The sequence below is a fragment of the Streptomyces sp. NPDC058985 genome (assembly GCF_042740985.1).
Taxonomy (GTDB): domain Bacteria; phylum Actinomycetota; class Actinomycetes; order Streptomycetales; family Streptomycetaceae; genus Streptomyces.
The window spans coordinates 33692-54841 of sequence record NZ_JBHYJX010000015.1 but is presented as its reverse complement, the minus strand read 5'-3'; the positions used below and the strand labels follow the sequence as shown (position 1 = coordinate 54841).

Annotated in this window: 16 protein-coding genes; 11 read left to right on the top strand and 5 right to left on the bottom strand. The window is 73.0% G+C overall.

The genetic code is table 11. The features are described 5' to 3' along the window. The first annotated feature begins 23 nt into the window (after nucleotides 1–23). The 10 genes from ACFW01_RS16060 to ACFW01_RS16015 all read left to right on the top strand — a co-directional run bounded on the left by ACFW01_RS16060 (nucleotide 24) and on the right by ACFW01_RS16015 (nucleotide 8263). Nucleotides 24–1238, top strand: coding sequence for a DUF2520 domain-containing protein (locus ACFW01_RS16060; RefSeq protein WP_384504096.1), 1215 nt, complete (start codon nucleotides 24–26; stop codon nucleotides 1236–1238). Then, entirely contained in the window at nucleotides 1235–2236 is a 1002-nt protein-coding gene (gene panC / locus ACFW01_RS16055) for a pantoate--beta-alanine ligase (RefSeq protein ID WP_234959487.1), read from the top strand. Before ACFW01_RS16060 ends, panC begins: the two co-directional genes overlap by 4 nt. Next, a complete protein-coding gene (locus ACFW01_RS16050) occupies nucleotides 2233–3966 on the top strand; it encodes an L-aspartate oxidase (RefSeq protein WP_384504094.1) in 1734 nt (577 codons plus the stop codon). Before panC ends, ACFW01_RS16050 begins: the two co-directional genes overlap by 4 nt. A gap of 5 nt (nucleotides 3967–3971) precedes the next feature. Beyond that, nucleotides 3972–4952: a carboxylating nicotinate-nucleotide diphosphorylase gene (gene nadC, locus ACFW01_RS16045; protein WP_384504092.1), complete on the top strand. Its 981-nt coding sequence runs from the start codon at nucleotides 3972–3974 to the stop codon at nucleotides 4950–4952. 4 nt (nucleotides 4953–4956) lie between these two features. Further along, the gene (locus ACFW01_RS16040) at nucleotides 4957–5754 is read left to right on the top strand and encodes a type III pantothenate kinase (RefSeq protein WP_234959490.1); all 798 of its coding nucleotides are present in this window, start codon (nucleotides 4957–4959) and stop codon (nucleotides 5752–5754) included. Nucleotides 5755–5844: 90 nt separating this feature from the next. Then, the gene (locus ACFW01_RS16035) at nucleotides 5845–6447 is read left to right on the top strand and encodes a hypothetical protein (protein WP_384504090.1); all 603 of its coding nucleotides are present in this window, start codon (nucleotides 5845–5847) and stop codon (nucleotides 6445–6447) included. Nucleotides 6448–6470: 23 nt separating this feature from the next. After that, nucleotides 6471–6650, top strand: coding sequence for a hypothetical protein (locus tag ACFW01_RS16030; RefSeq protein ID WP_384504088.1), 180 nt, complete (start codon nucleotides 6471–6473; stop codon nucleotides 6648–6650). Between the two features lie 133 nt (nucleotides 6651–6783). Then, a complete protein-coding gene (locus ACFW01_RS16025) occupies nucleotides 6784–7203 on the top strand; it encodes a BlaI/MecI/CopY family transcriptional regulator (RefSeq protein ID WP_384504187.1) in 420 nt (139 codons plus the stop codon). 9 nt (nucleotides 7204–7212) lie between these two features. Next, nucleotides 7213–7722, top strand: coding sequence for an amino-acid N-acetyltransferase (locus ACFW01_RS16020; protein ID WP_234959493.1), 510 nt, complete (start codon nucleotides 7213–7215; stop codon nucleotides 7720–7722). A 205-nt stretch (nucleotides 7723–7927) separates the two neighbouring features. Continuing rightward, a complete protein-coding gene (locus tag ACFW01_RS16015; RefSeq protein ID WP_064729127.1) occupies nucleotides 7928–8263 on the top strand; it encodes an Lsr2 family protein in 336 nt (111 codons plus the stop codon). Nucleotides 8264–8307: 44 nt separating this feature from the next. Here ACFW01_RS16015 and ACFW01_RS16010 read toward each other — a convergent pair whose 3' ends face one another. Next, nucleotides 8308–8952, bottom strand: a complete 645-nt coding sequence (locus ACFW01_RS16010; RefSeq protein ID WP_384504086.1) for an SCO3374 family protein — start codon at nucleotides 8950–8952, stop codon at nucleotides 8308–8310. Between the two features lie 430 nt (nucleotides 8953–9382). Here ACFW01_RS16010 and ACFW01_RS16005 point away from each other — a divergent pair, with 430 nt between their 5' ends. After that, nucleotides 9383–11908, top strand: coding sequence for an ATP-dependent Clp protease ATP-binding subunit (locus ACFW01_RS16005; RefSeq protein ID WP_125493174.1), 2526 nt, complete (start codon nucleotides 9383–9385; stop codon nucleotides 11906–11908). 74 nt (nucleotides 11909–11982) lie between these two features. On the opposite strand, the gene ACFW01_RS16000 is transcribed toward ACFW01_RS16005, so the two are convergent. The 4 genes from ACFW01_RS16000 to ACFW01_RS15985 form a co-directional block, all read right to left on the bottom strand. Then, complete coding sequence (locus tag ACFW01_RS16000) at nucleotides 11983–15024, bottom strand: NACHT domain-containing protein (RefSeq protein WP_384504084.1); 3042 nt, start codon at nucleotides 15022–15024, stop codon at nucleotides 11983–11985. 99 nt (nucleotides 15025–15123) lie between these two features. Continuing rightward, complete coding sequence (locus ACFW01_RS15995) at nucleotides 15124–15795, bottom strand: HAD family acid phosphatase (RefSeq protein ID WP_234959496.1); 672 nt, start codon at nucleotides 15793–15795, stop codon at nucleotides 15124–15126. 133 nt (nucleotides 15796–15928) lie between these two features. Further along, entirely contained in the window at nucleotides 15929–18487 is a 2559-nt protein-coding gene (locus ACFW01_RS15990) for an NACHT domain-containing protein (RefSeq protein WP_384504082.1), read from the bottom strand. Between the two features lie 9 nt (nucleotides 18488–18496). Beyond that, nucleotides 18497–21103, bottom strand: a complete 2607-nt coding sequence (locus ACFW01_RS15985) for an NACHT domain-containing protein (protein WP_384504080.1) — start codon at nucleotides 21101–21103, stop codon at nucleotides 18497–18499. Between the last annotated feature and the right edge of the window lie 47 nt (nucleotides 21104–21150).

The window sequence follows — 21150 nt, the reverse complement described above, 5'->3', positions numbered from 1 at the left end:
TGGAACGGGAAGGCCGTCCTCGCGTGAACACAACCCCCCAGCCAGATCCCAGGGACCGCCCCGCGCGGCTCACCGTAGGCGTTGTCGGCGCCGGACGCGTGGGCCCCGCGCTGGCCGCGTCCCTCCAGCTCGCCGGGCACCGCCCGGTGGCCGTCTCCGGGGTCTCCGACGCCTCCAGGCGGCGCGCCGCCGCACTCCTGCCCGACGTGCCCCTCATGGCGCCCGCCGAGGTCCTGCAGCGCGCCGAACTGGTCCTGCTGACCGTCCCCGACGACGCCCTGCCCGGCCTGGTGACCGGCCTCGCCGAGACCGGCGCGGTGCGGCCGGGCCAGCTGCTGGTGCACACCTCCGGACGGTACGGCGCGAGGGTCCTGGACCCCGCGCTGCGGGCCGGCGCCCTGCCGCTCGCCCTGCACCCGGCGATGACCTTCACCGGCACTCCCGTGGACGTCCAGCGGCTGGCCGGCTGCTCCTTCGGCGTCACCGCTCCCGAGGAGCTGCGGCTGGCCGCCGAGGCCCTGGTCATCGAGATGGGCGGCGAGCCGGAGTGGATCGCCGAGGACCGGCGCCCGCTCTACCACGCGGCGCTCGCCCTGGGCGCCAACCACCTGGTCACCCTGGTCGCCCAGTCCATGGAGCTGCTGCGCGCGGCCGGCGTGGCGGCCCCCGACCGGATGCTCGGCCCCCTGCTGGGCGCCTCCCTCGACAACGCCCTGCGCTCCGGCGACGCGGCCCTCACCGGCCCCGTCGCGCGCGGCGACGCGGGCACGGTCGCCGCGCACATCGTGGAGCTGCGCGAGCACGCGCCGCAGGCCGTGGCCGGCTACCTGGCGATGGCCCGCGCGACGGCCGACCGCGCGCTGGCCCACGGACTGCTGAAGGCCGAACTGGCCGAGGACCTGCTCGGGGTACTCGCCGAAGCAAGGCCGGGCCCCACCGGCCCCGCGGGACCGACCGGCCCTGACCGCTCCGGGGGACCCGTCGGCTCCGACGGCCGTGAGGGGCCCGCAGGCTCCGACGGCCGAGGAGAATCCGCGGGCCCCCAGCGACCCACCGGGCCCGGCAGCCCCGACGGACCCACCGGGCCCGGCAGCCCCGACGGACCCACCGGGCCCGGCAGCCCCGACGGACCCACCGGCCCCGACGAGAGACCCACCGGCCCCGACCGCCCCGACGGACCCAGCGACCCCGACGAGGGGCCCAGCGGCCCCACCGGCCCCGAGGGAGACGCCCGATGACCACCACCCCGCCCGTCCTGCTGCGCACCGCCGGCGAACTCCACGCGCGTGTGCGGCGCGGCCGCCGGGCCGTCGTGATGACCATGGGCGCCCTGCACGAGGGCCACGCCACCCTGATCCGCACGGCGCGCGATCTGGCCGGCCCGGACGGCGAGGTCGTCGCCACGGTCTTCGTCAACCCGCTCCAGTTCGGCGCCGGCGAGGACCTGGACCGCTACCCGCGCACCCTGGACGCCGACCTGGAGATCGCCGCGCGGGCGGGCGCGGACGCCGTCTTCGCCCCCTCGGCCGACGAGGTCTACCCCGGCGGCGAACCCCAGGTGCGCGTCACCGCCGGCCCGATGGGCGAACGCCTGGAGGGCGCCTCCCGCCCCGGCCACTTCGACGGCATGCTCACCGTCGTCGCCAAGCTGCTCCACCTCACCCGCCCGGACCTCGCCCTGTACGGCCAGAAGGACGCCCAGCAGCTCGCGCTCATCCGCCGCATGGTCCGCGACCTGAACTTCGGCGTGGAGATCATCGGCGTCCCCACGGTGCGCGAGGACGACGGCCTGGCCCTGTCCAGCCGCAACCGCTACCTCTCCGCCCCGGAGCGCCGCACGGCCCTCGCGCTCTCCCAGGCGCTCTTCGCGGGCCTGGACCGGCACGCCGCCCAGGAGGCGCTGTGCGCGCGTGCCCGCGAGGTCCCGGCCACCCGGGCCCGCGCCGAGGCCCTCAGCGCCCTGGGCGAGTCCCGCGCGGCGGCCGACGCCCACGCCGTCGCCACGTCCGCCCCCCGCAGCGCCACGGCCGTCCGGGCCGCCGCCCGCCTGATCCTGGACGACGCCGCCCGCGCCACCCCGCCGCTGGAGCTGGACTACCTCGCCCTCGTCGACCCCGCCGACTTCACCGAGATCGACGACGACCACACCGGCGAGGCGATCCTCGCCGTCGCCGCCCGGGTCGGCGCGACCCGGCTGATCGACAACGTCCCCCTCACCTTCGGAGCCGCCTCGTGACCAGCACAGGCATACGTCTGCACGCCCCCGCGCCCGGCTGGGCCCTCGACGCGGACGTGGTGGTCGTCGGCTCCGGCGTGGCGGGCCTCACCGCGGCCCTGCGCTGCGAGGCGGCCGGACTGCGCACGGTGGTGGTCACCAAGGCCCGCCTCGACGACGGCTCCACCCGCTGGGCCCAGGGCGGCATCGCCGCGGCCCTCGGCGAGGGCGACACCCCCGAGCAGCACCTGGACGACACCCTGGTCGCAGGGGCGGGCCTGTGCGACCCGGAGGCGGTCCGCATCCTGGTCACCGAGGGCCCCGACGCCGTACGCCGCCTCATCGAGACCGGCGCGCACTTCGACGAGTCCACCGAGGGCGGTCTGGCACTCACCCGCGAGGGCGGCCACCACCGCCGCCGCATCGCGCACGCCGGCGGCGACGCCACTGGTGCGGAGATCTCCCGCGCCCTGGTCGAGGCGGTACGCGCGCGTGGACTGCGCACCGTCGAGAACGCCCTGGTGCTCGACCTCCTCACGGACACCGAGGGCCGCACCGCGGGCGTCACCCTGCACGTGATGGGCGAGGGCCAGCACGACGGCGTGGGGGCCGTGCAGGCCCCCGCGGTGGTCCTGGCGACCGGCGGCATGGGGCAGGTCTTCTCGGCGACGACCAACCCGTCCGTCTCGACCGGCGACGGCGTCGCGCTCGCCCTGCGCGCGGGCGCCGAGGTGAGCGACCTCGAATTCGTCCAGTTCCACCCCACGGTCCTCTTCCTCGGCCCGGACGCGGAGGGCCAGCAGCCCCTCGTCTCGGAGGCGGTACGCGGTGAGGGCGCCCACCTGGTGGACGCGGACGGCGTGCGCTTCATGGAGGGGCAGCACGAACTCGCGGAACTCGCCCCCCGGGACATCGTCGCCAAGGGCATCCTGCGCCGCATGCTGGAGGGCGACGCCGAGCACATGTACCTGGACGCCCGGCACTTCGGGGCGGAGATGTGGGAGAGCCGCTTCCCCACGATCCTCGCCGCCTGCCGGTCGCACGGCACCGACCCGGTCACCGAGCCGATCCCGGTCGCCCCGGCCGCCCACTACGCCTCCGGCGGCGTCCGCACCGACGCCGCGGGCCGCACCACGGTCCCCGGCCTCTACGCGTGCGGCGAGGTCGCCTGCACCGGCGTGCACGGCGCCAACCGGCTCGCCTCCAACTCCCTCCTCGAAGGGCTGGTCTACGCCGAGCGCATCGCGGCCGACATCGCGGCGAGCCACGCGGACGACGTTCTCCACGCGCGCGTGCCCGCCCCGCTCCCGCACCCCGCGCACCCGGCGCACCCCCTGCTCCCCCCGGAGTCCCGCCTCGCCATCCAGCGGATCATGACCGAGGGCGCGGGCGTCCTGCGCTCGGCGGACTCCCTCGCCCGGGCCGCCGACCGCCTGGACCACCTCCACACCGAGGCCCGCGAGGCCCTGCGGGACCACGGCAAGACGTCCGAGCCCGGCGTCGACACCTGGGAGGCCACCAACCTCATGTGCGTGGCCCGCGTCCTGGTGGCCGCCGCGGCCCGGCGCGAGGAGACGCGCGGCTGCCACTGGCGCGAGGACCACCCGGACCGCGACGACACCGCCTGGGCCCGCCACATCGTCGTACGCCTGAACCCGGACCGCACCCTCGCCGTGCACACCACGGACACGCCAGAATTCCCCCCGACCGTCCACGGCCGCCGGCCGACGCAGCGTCCCCAGGAGCAGTGAGAGCAGTGAACACCCCCGACCTTCCCCTCGCCTCCTCCGGAGGCTGCGGCGACGGCTGCGCCTGCGGCGCGGAAACCGACGAAGACGCGTACCTGGAGTGCGGCCTCGACCCCGCTCTCGCCGCGCTCCTGCTGGACTCCGGACTGGACCCGGTGGAGGTCGAGGACATCGCGAACCTCGCCGTCCAGGAGGACCTGGCGGGCGGCGTGGACGTGACGACGGTCGCGACCATCCCCGAGGAGGCCGTGGCCACCGGCGACCTCACCGCGCGGGAGGCGGGCACGGTGGCGGGCCTCAGGGTCGCCGAGGCGGTCCTCTCGGTCGTCTGCACGGACGAGTTCGAGGTGGAACGCCACGTCGAGGACGGCGACCGCGTGGAGCCCGGTCAGAAGCTCCTCTCCGTCACCACCCGCACCCGCGACATCCTCACCGCCGAACGCAGCGCGCTGAACCTCCTGTGCCGCATGTCGGGCATCGCGACGGCCACGCGTGCGTGGGCGGACGCTCTGGACGGCACGAAGGCCAAGGTCCGCGACACCCGCAAGACGACGCCCGGCCTGCGCGGCCTCGAGAAGTTCGCCGTCCGCTGCGGCGGCGGCGTCAACCACCGCATGTCCCTGTCGGACGCGGCCCTGGTCAAGGACAACCACGTGGTGGCCGCCGGCGGCGTCGCGCAGGCGTTCCAGGCCGTCCGCGACCGCTTCCCCGAGGTCCCCATCGAGGTCGAGGTCGACACCCTGCACCAGCTCCGCGAGGTGCTGGACGCGGGCGCCGACCTGATCCTGCTGGACAACTTCACCCCGTCCGAGTGCGAGGAGGCGGTCGCCCTGGTGGCCGGCCGGGCGGCCCTGGAGGCCTCGGGCCGCCTGACGCTGACCAACGCCAAGGCGTACGCCGACACCGGCGTCGACTACCTGGCCGTGGGCGCCCTCACGCACAGCTCCCCGATCCTGGACATCGGCCTGGACCTGCGAGCGGCGGAGTAGGGCCATGCTGCTGACGATCGACGTAGGCAACACGCACACCGTCCTGGGCCTCTTCGACGGCGAGGACATCGTCGAGCACTGGCGCATCTCCACGGACTCGCGCCGCACGGCCGACGAGCTGGCGGTCCTCCTCCAGGGCCTGATGGGCATGCACCCGCTCCTCGGCGACGAGCTGGGCGACGGCATCGACGGCATCGCCATCTGCGCGACGGTCCCCTCGGTCCTGCACGAACTGCGCGAGGTCACCCGCCGCTACTACGGCGACGTCCCCGCCGTCCTGGTCGAACCGGGCGTCAAGACCGGCGTCCCCATCCTCACCGACCACCCCAAGGAGGTCGGCGCCGACCGCATCATCAACGCCGTCGCGGCCGTCGAGCTGTACGGCGGCCCGGCGGTCGTCGTGGACTTCGGCACGGCGACGACGTTCGACGCGGTCAGCGCGCGCGGGGAGTACGTCGGCGGGGTCATCGCCCCCGGCATCGAGATCTCGGTCGAGGCACTCGGCGTGAAGGGCGCGCAGCTCCGCAAGATCGAGGTGGCCCGCCCGCGCAGTGTGATCGGCAAGAACACGGTGGAGGCGATGCAGTCGGGCATCGTCTACGGCTTCGCGGGACAGGTGGACGGCGTCGTCAGCCGCATGGCCCGCGAGCTGGCCGACGACCCCGAGGACGTCACGGTCATCGCGACGGGCGGACTCGCGCCGATGGTGCTGGGCGAGGCCTCGGTCATCGACGAGCACGAGCCCTGGCTGACCCTGATCGGCCTCCGGCTGGTCTACGAACGGAACGTGTCCCGTCTGTAGGGGCGCCCGGGGTGTGGCGCGGTGGGCATCCCGCCGCGCCACACCCGTCCCCTATGCCGAGTTTGTCTGATTAGCGCGTATCGTCACCACATGCCCACGCCCTACGGAACCCGCGGCGGCATGGCGTTCGGTGCTCAGGAGCTGTGTGTGCTCCGGCGCGCTCTCGCCCGTGCCCTGAACCCCAGTCCCGTCTCGGCGGAGGAGGCCCAGGACTGCCTCCGCCTCGCAGAGTCGCTCGACGAGGCGATGCGGGAGAGCGCCCGGCTACGTGCCTTCCTGGTGGCCGACCTCGCCCGGTACCGCGCCGCACTCCCCGGCACCGCCACCGGCTACCTCGCACTGCTGGACGAGGCCCTGGGCGCCGGCCACCGCCCCCACGCGGACGATCTGGCCGCCCTCGGTGCCCTGCGCGGCAACCCCACCGCGGCCGCGCTGCTGGCCCGCTGCGCACCCCCGGCGCCCCCCGGCGCCCCCACCGTCAGGCTCCCCGCCGCCCGCACCCACCTGCACGCCCTCCCCGGCGGCCAGCAGCCCGGCAAGCCCGCCCAGAAGCCCGCCCAGAAGCCGGCCCCCCGACCGGCCCCGGCCCCGGCCACCCCGAAACGCCCCGTCCCGACCCCCGGCGAGGTCTTCCCCCGCCGCAAGCCGGCCCCGCCCGCCCCCGGCTCGCGGCACCACCTCGTGGCCGGCTGACTCCCCCTGGCTACCCTGGGTCCATGGACTACGTCTCCGCGCTCCTGCCCCCGGCCGTCATGGCCGTGTTCTTCATCGGCTTGATCCGGGTGATCGTGAAGACCCAGGGCGGCGCCAACAAGGCCAAGGAGGACGCGGCCGTGGACGCCGCCCTCGCCCGGGCGGAGGGCGCCCGGCAGCACTCCCCCCGCGCCGAAGGCTGACCCCACCGCGCGGACGGCTCCCGCACGACCACGGGAGCCGTACGCCCTTTCCACGCCCGTTTGCCCGCAAAACCGCACGTCCGGCACGCGATCGGCCAGATCTCCCACTATCGTTCGGAACGTGCCTCGCCCATTGGGAGAACTCGAAGACGCGGTCATGACGAGGGTGTGGAAGTGGAACCGCCCCGTGACCGTTCGAGAAGTCCTGGAAGACCTCCAGCAGGAACGGTCCATCGCGTACACCACCGTGATGACCGTTCTGGACAATCTCCATCAGAAGGGCTGGGTCCGCCGCGAGTCGGAAGGCCGGGCCTATCGATATGAGGCGGTCTCCACCCGCGCCGCCTACGCCGCCGCGCTGATGAACGACGCGTGGTCGCAGAGTGACAACCCCGCAGCCGCCCTCATCGCCTTCTTCGGCATGATGAGTGAGGAACAGCGGCAGGCACTCAGAGACGCCATCCGCATCGTGCAGGGACCGGAAACCTCCGCGCAGGGACCGGAAACCTCCGCCCCCAACCCCGGCTCGGTACCGGACGGCGGCGAGCGATAGCGTCCCCACATGTCAAATGCCATCACCGTCCGGCGGGCCCGTACCAGGGATGTCCCGGACGTACGCCGGCTCCTCGACGCGTACGTCCGCGACCGTATCCTGCTCGACAAAGCGATGGTGACGCTTTACGAGAGCATCCAGGAGTTCTGGGTCGCGGAACGGGACGACAACGCCGAGGTGGTCGGCTGCGGTGCCCTGCACGTGATGTGGGAAGACCTCGCGGAAGTGCGCACTCTCGCGGTGAAGCCGGGCCTGAAGGGGGCCGGCGTGGGACATCACTTGCTGGGGAAGTTGCTGGACACCGCGCGCTGGCTCGGTGTTCGCCGCGTTTTCTGTCTGACCTTCGAAGTGGACTTCTTCGTCAAGCACGGCTTCGTGGAGATCGGGGAGACGCCGGTCGACGCCGATGTCTACGCGGAGCTGCTGCGTTCCTATGACGAGGGCGTTGCGGAGTTCCTCGGTCTCGAACGAGTGAAACCGAACACCTTGGGTAACAGTCGGATGCTTCTGCATCTGTGATCGCCGGACAGGGCCAGACCCTATGTCCGAAACGCGCATGTTTCCGGCCCGGAGGCGGGCTGCCGGTCTCCGCCGGGGGTTTGTGTTTTTCCGGCAAAAGCGGTTTGCTTTCCGGCGTAGTGCAGTACTGCATATAACAAGGGACGGCGATACGGCGGACGCCGACGGACCTCCGGCCCTCACGTTATCGATGAAAGGAAATCCGGTGGCACAGAAGGTTCAGGTCCTTCTTGTCGATGACCTCGACGGCGGCGAGGCAGACGAGACCGTGACGTTCGCACTTGACGGCAAGACGTACGAGATCGACCTCACCACCGCCAACGCGGACAAGCTCCGTGGTCTTCTCGATGCCTACGTCAAGGGTGGCCGCCGTACCGGAGGCCGTGCCTCGGGCGGTCGCGGCAAGGCGCGCGCCTCTTCCGGTGGCAGCCAGGACACCGCGGCGATCCGCGCCTGGGCGAAGGAGAACGGTTACGAGGTCAACGACCGCGGCCGTGTTCCCGCGATCATCCGCGAGGCGTACGAGAAGGCCAACGGCTGATCACCCGGCCCGCGACACCGCCCGCGTCCTCGCCCGCTCCACCGTCACCGGCCGCGCCCGGCGCCGAGCCGGACCCGGTGGCACTGGGTGGCCAGTGTGCGGACGAGCCGTGCGAGATCCGGGGCGTTTCCGGTGCCCCCGAGGACCGACAGCGTCGGCAGCGAGGTCTCGACCTCGTACCCCGGCTGCGGGGGCCGCAGCCAGCAGGCGGCCCCCCGCGTGCCGTCCCGGCCGGACCCCGGCCCGGTGGCGGGCGCGAGGGGCGCGTCCATGAGGCCGCCCGTGCCCACCGCGGTCAGATCGAGCGGCAGCGAGCCCCACTCCAGCCACTCCAGCAGCCCCGGCACCTCCTCCGCGCCGCCCGCCGCCACGAGCAGCAGCATCCGCTCGCCCCGGACGGCCACCGGGCCCGTCGGTCCGAGCCGCTCCAGCGTCGCGCGACCGGCCTCGGCCGGGACCTCCAGGACGTCGAAGCGGACGCCCACGCGCAGCCGGGGCGGAACTCCGGGCGCCGTCGGCCACCCGAGCACCTCCTCGTACCAGGACCGCACCCCTTCCCACCGCCCGCCGCCCGCCTCCAGCGACCGGCGCGGCGGCGGCACGACGGCGGAAGCCGGGGGGACGGGCGGGGCCAGAGGGCCGGGAGCGGCCGGAGGGACGACGGGTACCGGGGGCAGGGCGCCAACCATGCCAAGCGCAACAGTCGAAAGTACGCTGGAGTTACGCTTGGCGCCGGAACGATTACTCAGAGTGCCGGTGATGGGGGCGTGCGGGGGTGCGGGGAGGTGCGAGGTTGTTCGCCCGTAGCGGAGGGAACCGGTGCACGCGGCATGGAGTGTCAGTCCCAGCGGGTAAGACATCCCTAGTGGGAGGGGGCGACACGCAGTCCGGGCCGTCTCGCGTTCGCCATCGGCGTACTGGCGAGTGGGGTAAGTGCCTGGCCTGCGGGAACATCGTCTCGCACCATCGGGTTGTGGCAGATGTCGGCGTCAGGGGTCAGGAGGCCATCGACGGTGTCGGCAGTTGGAATGAGCGGTCCCCGCTTGCGGGACTAAGCTGCGGAAGGACAGGGAGGGGAAGTTCCCCTTACTGCCTGACCGCTCTGAGGAGCGATTAACGATGTTCGAGAGGTTCACCGACCGCGCGCGGCGGGTTGTCGTCCTGGCTCAGGAAGAAGCCCGGATGCTCAACCACAACTACATCGGCACCGAGCACATCCTCCTGGGCCTGATCCACGAGGGTGAGGGTGTCGCCGCCAAGGCCCTTGAGAGCCTCGGGATTTCGCTCGAGGCGGTCCGCCAGCAGGTGGAGGAGATCATCGGGCAGGGCCAGCAGGCCCCGTCGGGTCACATCCCCTTCACCCCCCGTGCCAAGAAGGTCCTGGAGCTGTCGCTCCGCGAGGCCCTCCAGCTGGGTCACAACTACATCGGCACGGAGCACATCCTGCTCGGCCTGATCCGTGAGGGCGAGGGCGTCGCCGCCCAGGTCCTGGTCAAGCTGGGCGCCGATCTCAACCGGGTGCGGCAGCAGGTCATCCAGCTGCTCTCCGGTTACCAGGGCAAGGAGACCGCCACCGCCGGCGGTCCTGCGGAGGGCACGCCTTCCACGTCCCTGGTCCTCGACCAGTTCGGCCGGAACCTCACCCAGGCCGCTCGTGAGTCCAAGCTCGACCCGGTCATCGGGCGCGAGAAGGAGATCGAGCGGGTCATGCAGGTGCTGTCCCGCCGCACCAAGAACAACCCGGTGCTCATCGGTGAGCCCGGCGTCGGCAAGACCGCCGTCGTCGAGGGCCTCGCGCAGGCCATCGTCAAGGGCGAGGTGCCCGAGACCCTCAAGGACAAGCACCTCTACACCCTGGACCTCGGCGCGCTGGTCGCCGGCTCCCGCTACCGCGGTGACTTCGAGGAGCGCCTGAAGAAGGTGCTCAAGGAGATCCGCACGCGCGGCGACATCATCCTGTTCATCGACGAGCTGCACACGCTGGTCGGTGCGGGTGCCGCCGAGGGCGCCATCGACGCCGCGTCGATCCTGAAGCCGATGCTGGCCCGCGGTGAGCTGCAGACCATCGGTGCGACCACGCTGGACGAGTACCGCAAGCACCTGGAGAAGGACGCGGCCCTGGAGCGCCGCTTCCAGCCCATCCAGGTCGCGGAGCCGTCGCTGCCGCACACGATCGAGATCCTCAAGGGTCTCCGTGACCGGTACGAGGCGCACCACCGCGTCTCGATCACGGACGAGGCCCTGGTGCAGGCGGCCACGCTCGCCGACCGCTACATCTCGGACCGCTTCCTGCCGGACAAGGCGATCGACCTGATCGACGAGGCCGGCTCCCGGATGCGGATCCGCCGGATGACCGCGCCGCCGGACCTGCGCGAGTTCGACGAGAAGATCGCCGGCGTCCGCCGCGACAAGGAGTCCGCGATCGACTCGCAGGACTTCGAGAAGGCCGCGTCCCTGCGCGACAAGGAGAAGCAGCTCCTCGCCGCCAAGGCCAAGCGGGAGAAGGAGTGGAAGGCCGGCGACATGGACGTCGTGGCCGAGGTCGACGGCGAGCTGATCGCCGAGGTCCTCGCGACCGCCACCGGCATCCCGGTCTTCAAGCTCACGGAGGAGGAGTCCTCGCGCCTGCTGCGCATGGAGGACGAGCTCCACAAGCGGGTCATCGGCCAGGTCGACGCCGTCAAGGCGCTGTCCAAGGCGATCCGCCGTACCCGTGCCGGTCTGAAGGACCCGAAGCGTCCGGGTGGCTCGTTCATCTTCGCCGGTCCGTCCGGTGTCGGTAAGACCGAGCTGTCCAAGGCGCTCGCGGAGTTCCTCTTCGGTGACGAGGACGCGCTGATCTCCCTCGACATGTCGGAGTTCAGCGAGAAGCACACGGTGTCGCGTCTCTTCGGTTCGCCCCCCGGCTACGTGGGCTACGAAGAGGGCGGCCAGCTGACCGAGAAGGTCCGCCGCAAGCCGTTCTCCGTCGTCCTCTTCGACGAGGTCGAGAAGGCCCACCCGGACATCTTCAACTCGCTGCTGCAGATCCTGGAGGACGGTCGCCTGACCGACTCCCAGGGCCGGGTCGTGGACTTCAAGAACACGGTCATCATCATGACGACCAACCTCGGCACGCGGGACATCTCCAAGGGCTTCAACCTCGGCTTCGCCGCCGCGGGTGACAAGAAGACCAACTACGAGCGCATGAAGAACAAGGTCCAGGACGAGCTGAAGCAGCACTTCCGGCCCGAGTTCCTCAACCGCGTCGACGACGTGGTCGTCTTCCCGCAGCTCAGCCAGGACGACATCCTGCGGATCGTCGACCTGATGATCGGCAAGGTGGACGAGCGCCTCAAGGACCGGGACATGGGCATCGAGCTCTCCCAGTCCGCCAAGGAGCTGCTGTCCAAGAAGGGCTACGACCCGGTGCTGGGCGCGCGTCCGCTGCGTCGCACGATCCAGCGCGAGGTCGAGGACTCGCTGTCGGAGAAGATCCTCTTCGGCGAGCTGCGCCCGGGCCACATCGTGGTCGTGGACACGGAGGGCGAGGGCGAGTCCCAGACCTTCACGTTCCGCGGCGAGGAGAAGTCGGCACTGCCCGACGTCCCGCCGATCGAGCAGGCGGCCGGCGGCGCGGGGCCGAACCTGAGCAAGGAGGCGTAGCCCTCCGGGGGTGAGCCGGGAAGAGGGCTGCTCCAGGACTCCGGTCCTGGAGCAGCCCTCTTCCGTGTGCCGGGTCAGTCCCCGTCGACGGTGACGTCCGCGCCGGGGAACAGGGCGGCGTACCGGGCGGTGTCGAGGCGTGCGCCGGGGGCCGGCTCGAGGACGACGGTGCGCACGCCCGGCAGGCGGGCGGGCAGGGCGGAAAGGTCCTCGTCCCCCTGGACGGAGGCGAAACAGACTTCGGTGACGTGCGGCAGCGCCGCCGTCGGTCCGAGGCCGTCGGGGAACATCGAGGCGTCCAGACGGATCCTGGACAGCAGGGGGAGCCCCGCGATCTCGCTCCAGTCCGCGGCGGTGAGCGGCACCGTGAGCAGCAGGCTGAGCCACTCAAGGGTGCTGCTCCAGTGCGAGAGGCCCGCGAGGCCGGTGGCGGCGGTGGCGTCCTGGCCGAGCCAGAGAAACTTCAGCGGTGCCGAGACCGGCAGGCACTCGGTCAGTCGCGTGCCGGGAATCCGTTGCGCGACGGAGAGCAGGCTCAGCGAGCCCAGATCCTGGAGACCGGAGAGATCCGGGCACCGGACGATCATGAGCTCTTCGAGGGACAGCGCCGACAGGTGCCCGAGGCCCCGTGCCGACGGACAGCTGATCAGCCCCAGGCATCGCAGGCGGCCCAAGGCGGCCAGCTCGCCGACATCCACCGGGTCCGGGTTGTCCGTGAGGTGCAGTTCCACGACCGTCTCCGGCCGCTCCGTACAGGCCAGGACGTCGGCCATGGTGTGCGCTCCGCGGAAGTCGAGCCGCGCCCAGGGCCGCATACCGGCGACCACCGCGCGCTGGGCGGCCGTCTCGACGGTCAGGAACAAGTCCGTCCGGTCCAGGTGATCCAGTACCTCCGCGGCATACTCCCGCGCCTCGAACCGCCCCCACGTCCCCACCAGCTGCCGGCGTACGTCCAGCGAGGGGTGGCCCCGGAAGCGGCGCAGCACGGTCAGGGCACCGGCCGGCTCGTGCGCCGCCAGCAGCGAGGCCGTCACCGTCACCCCCTGCGCCTCCGCGTCCGAGAGCCCCTCCGGTCCCGGCAGCAGCTCCAGCACCAGCGGCCCCGCCTCCGCCAGGGCCTTCGCGTCCTCCTTCGAGCCCGGGGGGATCAGCACCCCCGCCCGCGCCTCCACCTCGGCCCGCACCATCGGATCCAGGGCGGTCGCGTGCTCCAGGCACGCCAGGGCCAGCAGCGTCAGCCGCGGAGTGCCCTCCGCCAGCAGCCGCCGCAGCAGCACCGCCCGCTCACCGGGACGGGCGTGGGCCACCGCCATGCGGATGACGTCCTCCCAGTGGGGGTCGTACGCGCGGCCCGCGATGACGTCCAGGTGGCCCTCCTCCACCGCGTACCGGGCGCCCAGGTAGTCCTGGAAGGTGCGGTGGACGAAGTCCAGGGTGCCCTCGGCGGGACGGCGGAGCAGGCCGCTGCGGAGGAGCAGTTCCCGCAGGACCGTCGCCGCGTCGCCCCGTCCCGCCGCCGAGGCGACCGAGGGCAGCGCGCGCTCCACGATGCCCTCGGCCGTGGCGACGTCCATCTCCGTGCGCCCGCTCAGCACCAGCGCGTACGCGAGCCGCTGGAGCAGCTCCAGTTGGGCCTCCTCGCCCAGGTCCACGGCCTCCATGCCCCGCTCCCGGTCCCGCCGGGCGAGCAGCATCGTGAGGGCGGCGTCGTACAACTCCTTGCGGCCGGTGGGGAGGTAGCCCCGCCGCTCCCGGTGCAGGGCGCAGATCAGCCCGCACATCAGGGGGTTGGTGGCGAGGCGGGCCAGGTCGCGCTTGGTGTGCAGGGAGTCGAGCAGCGGGGCCTCGTACGCGGGGGCGCGCGCGGCCGTGTGCCAGCGGCGCACGAAGGTCGTGACGTCGGCACGGCGCATCGGGGTCAGGGCCAGTTCCCGGAAGCCCTCGCCGGCCAGCCAGTCGGGGCGTACGGCGCTGGGGCGGGAGGTGAGCAGCCAGCGGTTGCCGGGGTAGGCGCGGATCAGGGCGAGGAGCCAGTCGCGGGTGCGGTGCCGTTCGGCGGCCGGGATCTCGTCCAGGCCGTCGACGAGGACCAGTCCCCGGCCGGCCGTCAGCACCCGCTCGGCCCAGCCCTCGGGCGGGGTGAGCGGGCAGCCCACGGCCGTGAGGAAGGCCGTGGGCGCCGGGAGCGTGCCCGCCCGGACGAGGGTGCGCAGCGGCAGGACGTACGGGACCCGGTCGCCGTCCCGGGCGGCGGTGACCGCCAGCCACTGCACGAGGGTCGTCTTGCCGGAGCCGGCGTCGCCGCGCAGCAGCACGCGGTCGTGGGTGCGCAGGGCGTGCTCGGCGGGGAGCCGGACGGTGCGTTCCGGTTCGCCGCGCTCCCCGGGCAGGGTGGCGGCGTGTTCCTCGTCGCCGGTCGCCTCCAGGCTCAGGTAGGCGACCTCCAGCGGCCACCTGTCGGGGGAGTCGCGCAGGTCGATGCCGTAGATGGTGATGTGGTTGTACTGCTCGGCCGCGTACGGCAGGTACCGGCGCTCGAACGCCGTGTCCCGGGCGTCCGGGCGGGGGACACGGGTGATCAGCTCGTCGACCTTGGCGATCAGCTCCGTCTGGCCGCGGGTCTGCTCCACCAGCGTCCGGGCGACGAATGTGGAGCGCCGGGTGAAGAACTCCAGGATGTGGAGGCAGGCCCACTCGGTCGCGGAGTCGAGGAAGTGGCCCGCGTCGGCGGAGAGGCCGTCCCAGGGCCCGGCGGCCGTCCGCAGCCGGGCGGCGAGTTCCCGGTGCCCCAGCCGCACCGCCTGGACGTCGTCCATGTCCAGGTCGCCGAGGGCCAGCAGCCGCGCGGCCAGGGCGTCGGCGACGGCGGTCTCCTCGTCGCGCGGGAAGGGGCGTTCGCCCGGGGAGTCCAGGGCGTCGCCGACCAGCCGCCCCGCGAGCCCGCGCACCTCCCTCTCGCCCAGGGTGCGCTGCTCGCCCCTGAAGGACACCAGGCGGGTCAGCCGGACCGGCCGGTCGGCCAGTCCGGCGCCGGGGCCGCCGGTGACGAAGAGCTTCTTCACCAGCGGGGCGACCAGGCTGGACGCCAACTTCCCGCCGAGTACGGTCGGTTCCACCTGCGGCCCCCCTGGTCGTTCGACCAGGGGAGCCTATCCGGCGTCAGGACACCGGCGTCAGGACACCGGCGTCAGGACACCGGTGTCAGGACACCGGCGTCAGGACAACTGGCCGTCGTAGTCGGGCAGCTTGAACGTCTTCTCGGCGTGCCCGCCCGACAGGTCGGTGGCGCTGTTGCCGATGTTCGCGATGATCGTGTAGCCCTTCGACTCGATCTTCGCGCGCTGTTCGGTCTTGTACTCGGCGACGTCCCGGAACAGGTCGAGGAAGCCGCGCACGTACAGGCCGGAGGAGTCGTAGCCGGCGTGGTCGAGGTTCCACTCGGTGGGCAGCTCGATGATGCCCGGCCGGGCGGTGACGAAGAACAGCGCGACCCCGCGCTCCTGGGCGTACCGGGCGGCCTCCAGGACCGGGCGGTTGGCGGGCGCCGGGTAGCTGAAGCCGAAGTCGGTCTCCAGGGCGGTGTTGTCGATGTCGAGGACGATCGCCTGCTTCTCGCCCGGCCGGGCGTCGCCGATCCGCTCCTTCAGGTACGGCAGGGCGTTGTCCATCACGGCCCGGCAGTCCCGCTGCCAGGTGTCGTAGTCGACGTCCGCTGCGGCGGCCGTCACGGCGGCGGTCGAGACGGCGGGGGCGGCCGGGGCCTCGGGAGTGGCGGCGCCGGCGGGGGTGACCGCCACGGTGAGCGCCGCCGCGGTGACGGCCACGGTGCCGACGGCCTGCTTCCAGGTACGCCGGGTCTGTCTGGTCTGTCCGGTCTGTTCGGTCATGGGGGGTTGGATTCCTCTCATGCCTGCGCGGATGCCTGACGGCACCAAAGTTGTCGCGTGCATGCTTGCCCCAGCAAGTGGCCGGACGGCAACGATTGGGTTACTGGGCAGTAGTCAGGGTTCTGGGCTGCGACTACGCGGTGATCTCCACCCCGTCCGGCACGTTCCGCACCCGCGGCAGCCGCGGATTGACCCGCAGGACCCGCAGCTGCGGGAAGTGGGAGAGCCAGGAGACGTCCGTGTCCGGCAGCTCCGCGTTGAGCCACAGGTGGGTCAGCCGGTCGGGCGGCAGACCCTCCGTCAGCTCCTCCGCGCGCATCACGCCGGCCACCTGGACGCGCGCCCGCCCGCCGAGAGCGCGCAGCGCCGCCAGCTCGGCGGTGTCGGCGACCGGGAAGTACAGGCCGTCCGGGTCCAGGTGGGCGATGATCTCCTGGGCGTACCGCTCGGTGTCGAAGTTCCGCCAGCCCCGGGCGAGTTCGGTGCGCACCGCCAGCGCGGAACGGGACCGGAGGCGGACCAGGTAGTCGATGGCCGCGTCGTCCTCGACCCGGGTCGCGGTGAGCGCGAGCAGCAGCGCCTGCCGGTCGTCGGGGACCTGCCCCGGGTCGGGCAGCAGCTCCAGGACGATGGGGCCGACCCAGCCGAGACCGCGCGCGGCCAGTTCGGTGGTCGGGCGGACCAGGTTCTTCGTCCGGTCGTGGACGAGCTGCTGGACGGCCGGGTCGAGTTCGGTGACGTGCTCCAGGCAGGCCGCGGCCATCAGCCTGCGGTGATTGATCTGCGGGCGGCGCAGCCCGGGCGCGGGGGCGAGCAGCCGCTCCAGGAACTGCGCGCACTCCTCGGGGCGGGCATGCGCGGCGGACATCCGGATGACCTCCTCCCACTCGGCCCGGTGGGCGTGGTCCACCAGTGTGGGGAACCGGCCGCGCGCCACGATCTCCTTCGCCGCCAGGTAGTCCTGGAAGGTGCGGTGGACGAAGTCGACGGACTCGCCGGAGCGTTCGCGCAGCAGGCCGGTGCGGTGCAGCAGATGCCGGAAGATCTTCGCGCCGTCGCCCTGGGCGCGGGCGGCGGGCATCGCGGGCAGCGCGGCGTCCAGGATGCCGACCGCCCGCTCTTCGGTCAGCTCCGAGGCGTCCTCCTCCAGCATCGCGTGCGCCAGCTTCTGGAGCAGCCGCTCCCGGGTGCTCTGCTGGAGCCGCACGTCATCGGCGTACAGCACGTCCCGTTCGGGGTCGCGGCGCTGCAGCAGCATCTCCAGGGCGGCGTCGTACAGCTCTTTGCGGCCGCTCGGGAGGGAGCCGGCCCGGTCCCGGTTCAGGGCGCATATCAGGCCGCACATCAGGGGGTTGGTGGCGAGCTGGCGCAGCTCGCGGTAGATCCGTACGGAGTGCAGGAGCCGCTGCTCGTACTCGTCCAGCGTGCCCCGCTCGCGGGGGCCCGGCGTCCGGCTCTGCTCGTCCAGCCGGGCCGCCGAGTGCCAGTCCCGGACGAACCGCGTCACCTGGTCCCGCGACATGGGCGCCAGCGACAGCTCGACGAAGTCCTCCTCGGCCAGCCCGCCGCCCGAGAGCCAGCCCTCCGAGACGGCGGAGGGGCGGGAGGTGACCAGGCAGCCGTTGCCGGAGAAGACGCGCAGCAGCCGCCTGAGCCGGTCGCGCAGTTCGCCGCGCGCCTTCTCGGGCGCCTCGTCGATGCCGTCGACCAGCAGCAGCGCCCGCCCGGCGAGCAGGGTGCGCACCACCCAGCCCTCCGGCGCCCGGTCGGCGAGCGGGTGCCGCACCGCGTGCAGGAAGTCGTCCGGCGCCGGGAACCCCTCGCGGGCGAAGCGGCGTACGGGCAGCACGAAGGGGACCCGGGCGCCCTGCCGGGCGGCGGCCACGGCCAGCCACTGCACCAGGGTCGTCTTGCCCGAGCCCGCGCCGCCGCGCAGCAGCACCCGCTCGTGGTCCTCCAGGGCCCGGTCCGCGAGCAGCACCGTGCGCTGCTCGTCGCCCGTGGCGCCCGCGGCGCCGCTGCGTTCCTCCGCCTCCAGACTCAGGTAGGTCTCCTCCAGCGGCCAACGGTCGGGCGCGTTGGGGAAGTCCACGCCGACGATGGTCAGCCAGCCGTGCCGCCGCGCCACCCACTGCGCGTACTCGGTCTCGAACGCGGCGTCCTCCTCGGACCGTTCGGGCTGCCGGGCCGCCGCCTCGGCGTCCCCCAGGTCGACCAGCTGCGCGATCCGGCTGGCCCGGCCCGGCAGGTGCCGCTGGAGGTAGGGGGAGCGGCGTACCAGATGGTGCAGGACGTGCAGGCAGACCGAGACGAGCAGCGCGTCGTGGAACCAGGCGGCGTCCGGCGACAGTTCGCGGTCCGCGCCCTGCACCGCGGCCCGCAGCCGACGCGCGTAGTCCTGCGGGCCCATCCGCACCGCGTCGGCGTCGGTGACGTCGACCCGGGCGATGGCGAGCAGGGTACGGGCCAGGACGTCGACGACCGGGGCCAGTTCGGCGGTGGGCGCGGTGTGCCGTTCGGCGGCGAGGTGCACCAGGTCGGCGGCGGCGCGGTGGACGTCGTCCGCGGGGCCCTGCCAGGTGGTGAGGGCGGGCACCGGTTCGGGCCCCTCGGGCGGCCGGCCGGGGACGCGGAAGAGTCCGCCGACGAGGGGCGCGGCGAGGTCGGACGGGGTGTGGACGACGGTATCCATGGATGCGGGTCACCCCTGGTGGTGGATGGAGGACGGCTGCCGGTCGGACTCCCAGGTGATCTCCAGGCCGGCCGGCAGCTCGCGGGCCACGGACGCGTCCACGTCGCCTGCCGTCACATGGACGGTGTCCAGCGCGGGGAAGGCCGACAGCCAGGCCAGCCCCTCGACCGGGTGCGGAGCCTGAAGCGCCAGGTACGTGAGGCGCTCCGGCACGATCAGCGCGGTCAGGTCCTCGATGCGGTAGGCGCCGCGCACCACGATCCGCTCCCAGCCGCCCAGCGCGCGCAGTGCGCGCAGGTCGTCGAGGGTGGACACCTGGACGGGCCACTGCTCCCGCAGGTGGGCGAGGATCTCGCGGGCGTACGACTCCCGCTCGAAGCGGTGCCAGGAGTCGGCCAGGATCACCTGGACGTCCCGGCCGGGATGGTCCCGGAAGCGGGTCAGGAAGTGCAGCGCGGCCTCGCTGCCCACCTCCACTGCGGTGCCGACCACGATGGCGGCGGTGAGGTCGTCGATGCCCTCCGGGCCCGGGAGCAGCGCGAGCACCAGGTCGCCGCCCCGGCGCGCGATCTCTCCGGCCAGCTCGAAGGTGGACGGCGGGACGAGCGCGGCCAGTTGCTCCTCCACCAGCCGCCGTGTCCCGGGCTCCACCTCGGCCGCGTACCGCAGCCCGGCCGCCGCCAGCAGCGTGCCGCGCGGTGTGCCCTCCTCGGTCAGCCGGCGCAGCATGTGCTCCGCCTCCTTGGGCCGGGCGTGCGCGACGGCGAGCAGGATGACGTCCTCCCACGCGTCGTCGCCCGCGTGGTTGACCAGCAGGTCGAAGTCCAGGTCCTGCACGGCCAGCCGGGCGCCCAGATAGTCCTGGAAGGTGCGGTGGAGGAAGTCCACCCTGCCCTCGGCGGGCTCGCGCAGCAGTCCGGAGCGCAGCAGCAGGGCGCGGTAGACGTCCTCCTCACCGGCCCCGTCCAGGTCGAGCGCGGGCAGCGCGCCGGCGATGAGCTGGAGCGCCTCGGCCCGGTCCATCTCGAGGCGGCTGTTGCGGATCAGCCACCAGGCCAGCTTCTGCAGCAGCTGCACCTGGATCGCGTACGCCAGCCGGATCCCGTCGGGGTCGTGCAGCTCGCGTTCCCGGTCCCGGCGTTCGAGCAGCATGGTCAGCGCGGCCTCGTACAGGGACCTGCGGTCCTGCGGGAGGAAGCCGCGCCGGTCGCGGTGGAGGGCGCAGAGCATGCCGCACATGAGCGGGTTGGTGGCCAGCCGGGTCAGCTCCGAGGTGGTCCGCACCGACCGCAGCAGCGCCTCGCCGACCGACGCCTCGGCACCGGCCGCGCGGTGCCAGCGCCGTACGAAGGTGGCGACGTCGTCCTGCGACATCCGGGCCAGCACGCGCTCGCCGAAACCCTCGGCGGCCAGCCACTCCTCCGGTACGGCCGAGGGGCGCGAGGTGACCAGCCACAGGTTGCCGGGGTAGGCCCGCACCAGCTCCCGCAGCCAGCGCCGGGCGGCGGCGCGGCGCTCACCGGCGATCTCGTCGATGCCGTCGACCAGCAGCACCCCGCGCTGTGCGCGCAGGACCCGCTCCACCCACCCCGGCGGCTGCTCCCCGGCGACGGGACAGCCGACGGCCCGCAGGAAGTCGCCGGGGAAGGGCAGCTCGGCCCCGGGCCGCACGATCCGGCGCATCGGCAGTACGAATGGCACCCGCCCGATGAGGTGGGTCAGCCCGTGGTCGTAGACGCGGCTCGCGGTCGTCACCGCGAGCCACTGCACCAGGGTCGTCTTGCCGGATCCGGCGACGCCGCGCAGGAAGACCTGGTCCTGGCCGGCGAGGACCTGCTCGGCGGCCACGGTCGGGTGCTGCCCGTCGTGGTGTCCGTTGCGGTGCCCGTCCCGCGCCGCCTGCGGCCGGGTCGCCTCCAGGCTCAGGTACGCCGTGTCCAGCGGCCACTCCCGGGTACCGGCGTCCAGCCCGTAGATGGTGAGGGTGCCGTAGCGGGCGGTGACGTGATCCGCGTAACGCGCCTCGAACCCGGCGTCCTCGGCCGACTGGGACGGCAGCCGCTCCAGCAGGACGTCGACGCCCTGGACGAGCCGGGCGAGCTGCCGGGTCTGCACGGTCTGCTGCCGGGCCACATAGGTGGAGCGCTGGGTGAGGAAGTTCAGGATGTGCAGCGCGGCGGTGTGCAGCAGCCGCTCGTAGAGCAGCAGGCCGTCTTCGCTCAGTCCGTACGGCGACAGCGGCACGTCCGTGCGCAGCGCGCGGGCGAAGCGCTCCGGCCCGAGCCCGACGGCCTCGTAGTCCTCGACGGTGATCTCGCCGAGCCGGGCGAGGGTGCGGGCCAGGGCGTCCTTGACGGCGGCCGCCTCCCCCTCCCCGACGGGTTCCTCGCCGGGGCCGGCCGCCGCCAGCGCCCGCCGGACCAGCTCCTGGGCGATCCGGTCGACGTCCTTGGGGGTGACGGTCCGCTTCTCCCCCCGGAACGACACCAGCTCCGATATCCGCACCGGCCGGTCCACCAGCCCCGCCCCGGGCCCGTCCCGTACGAAGAGCCTGCGGACGAGCGGAGCGACCGCACTGGACGCGACACGTGCCCCGAGTGCTGTGACGTCGACCATGTTGCGAGCCTAGGTGAACGCCCTTGTACAGGTGGTGGGTTAAGCGG

Coding starts and splice junctions, on each gene's coding strand:
- panC (WP_234959487.1), top strand. CDS start 1,235: ATGACCACCACCCCGCCCGTCCTGCTGCGCACCGCCGGCGAACTCCAC.
- ACFW01_RS16040 (WP_234959490.1), top strand. CDS start 4,957: ATGCTGCTGACGATCGACGTAGGCAACACGCACACCGTCCTGGGCCTC.
- ACFW01_RS16035 (WP_384504090.1), top strand. CDS start 5,845: ATGCCCACGCCCTACGGAACCCGCGGCGGCATGGCGTTCGGTGCTCAG.
- ACFW01_RS16030 (WP_384504088.1), top strand. CDS start 6,471: ATGGACTACGTCTCCGCGCTCCTGCCCCCGGCCGTCATGGCCGTGTTC.
- ACFW01_RS16020 (WP_234959493.1), top strand. CDS start 7,213: ATGTCAAATGCCATCACCGTCCGGCGGGCCCGTACCAGGGATGTCCCG.
- ACFW01_RS16010 (WP_384504086.1), bottom strand. CDS start 8,952: ATGGTTGGCGCCCTGCCCCCGGTACCCGTCGTCCCTCCGGCCGCTCCC.
- ACFW01_RS16005 (WP_125493174.1), top strand. CDS start 9,383: ATGTTCGAGAGGTTCACCGACCGCGCGCGGCGGGTTGTCGTCCTGGCT.
- ACFW01_RS15995 (WP_234959496.1), bottom strand. CDS start 15,795: ATGACCGAACAGACCGGACAGACCAGACAGACCCGGCGTACCTGGAAG.
- ACFW01_RS15990 (WP_384504082.1), bottom strand. CDS start 18,487: ATGGATACCGTCGTCCACACCCCGTCCGACCTCGCCGCGCCCCTCGTC.
- ACFW01_RS15985 (WP_384504080.1), bottom strand. CDS start 21,103: ATGGTCGACGTCACAGCACTCGGGGCACGTGTCGCGTCCAGTGCGGTC.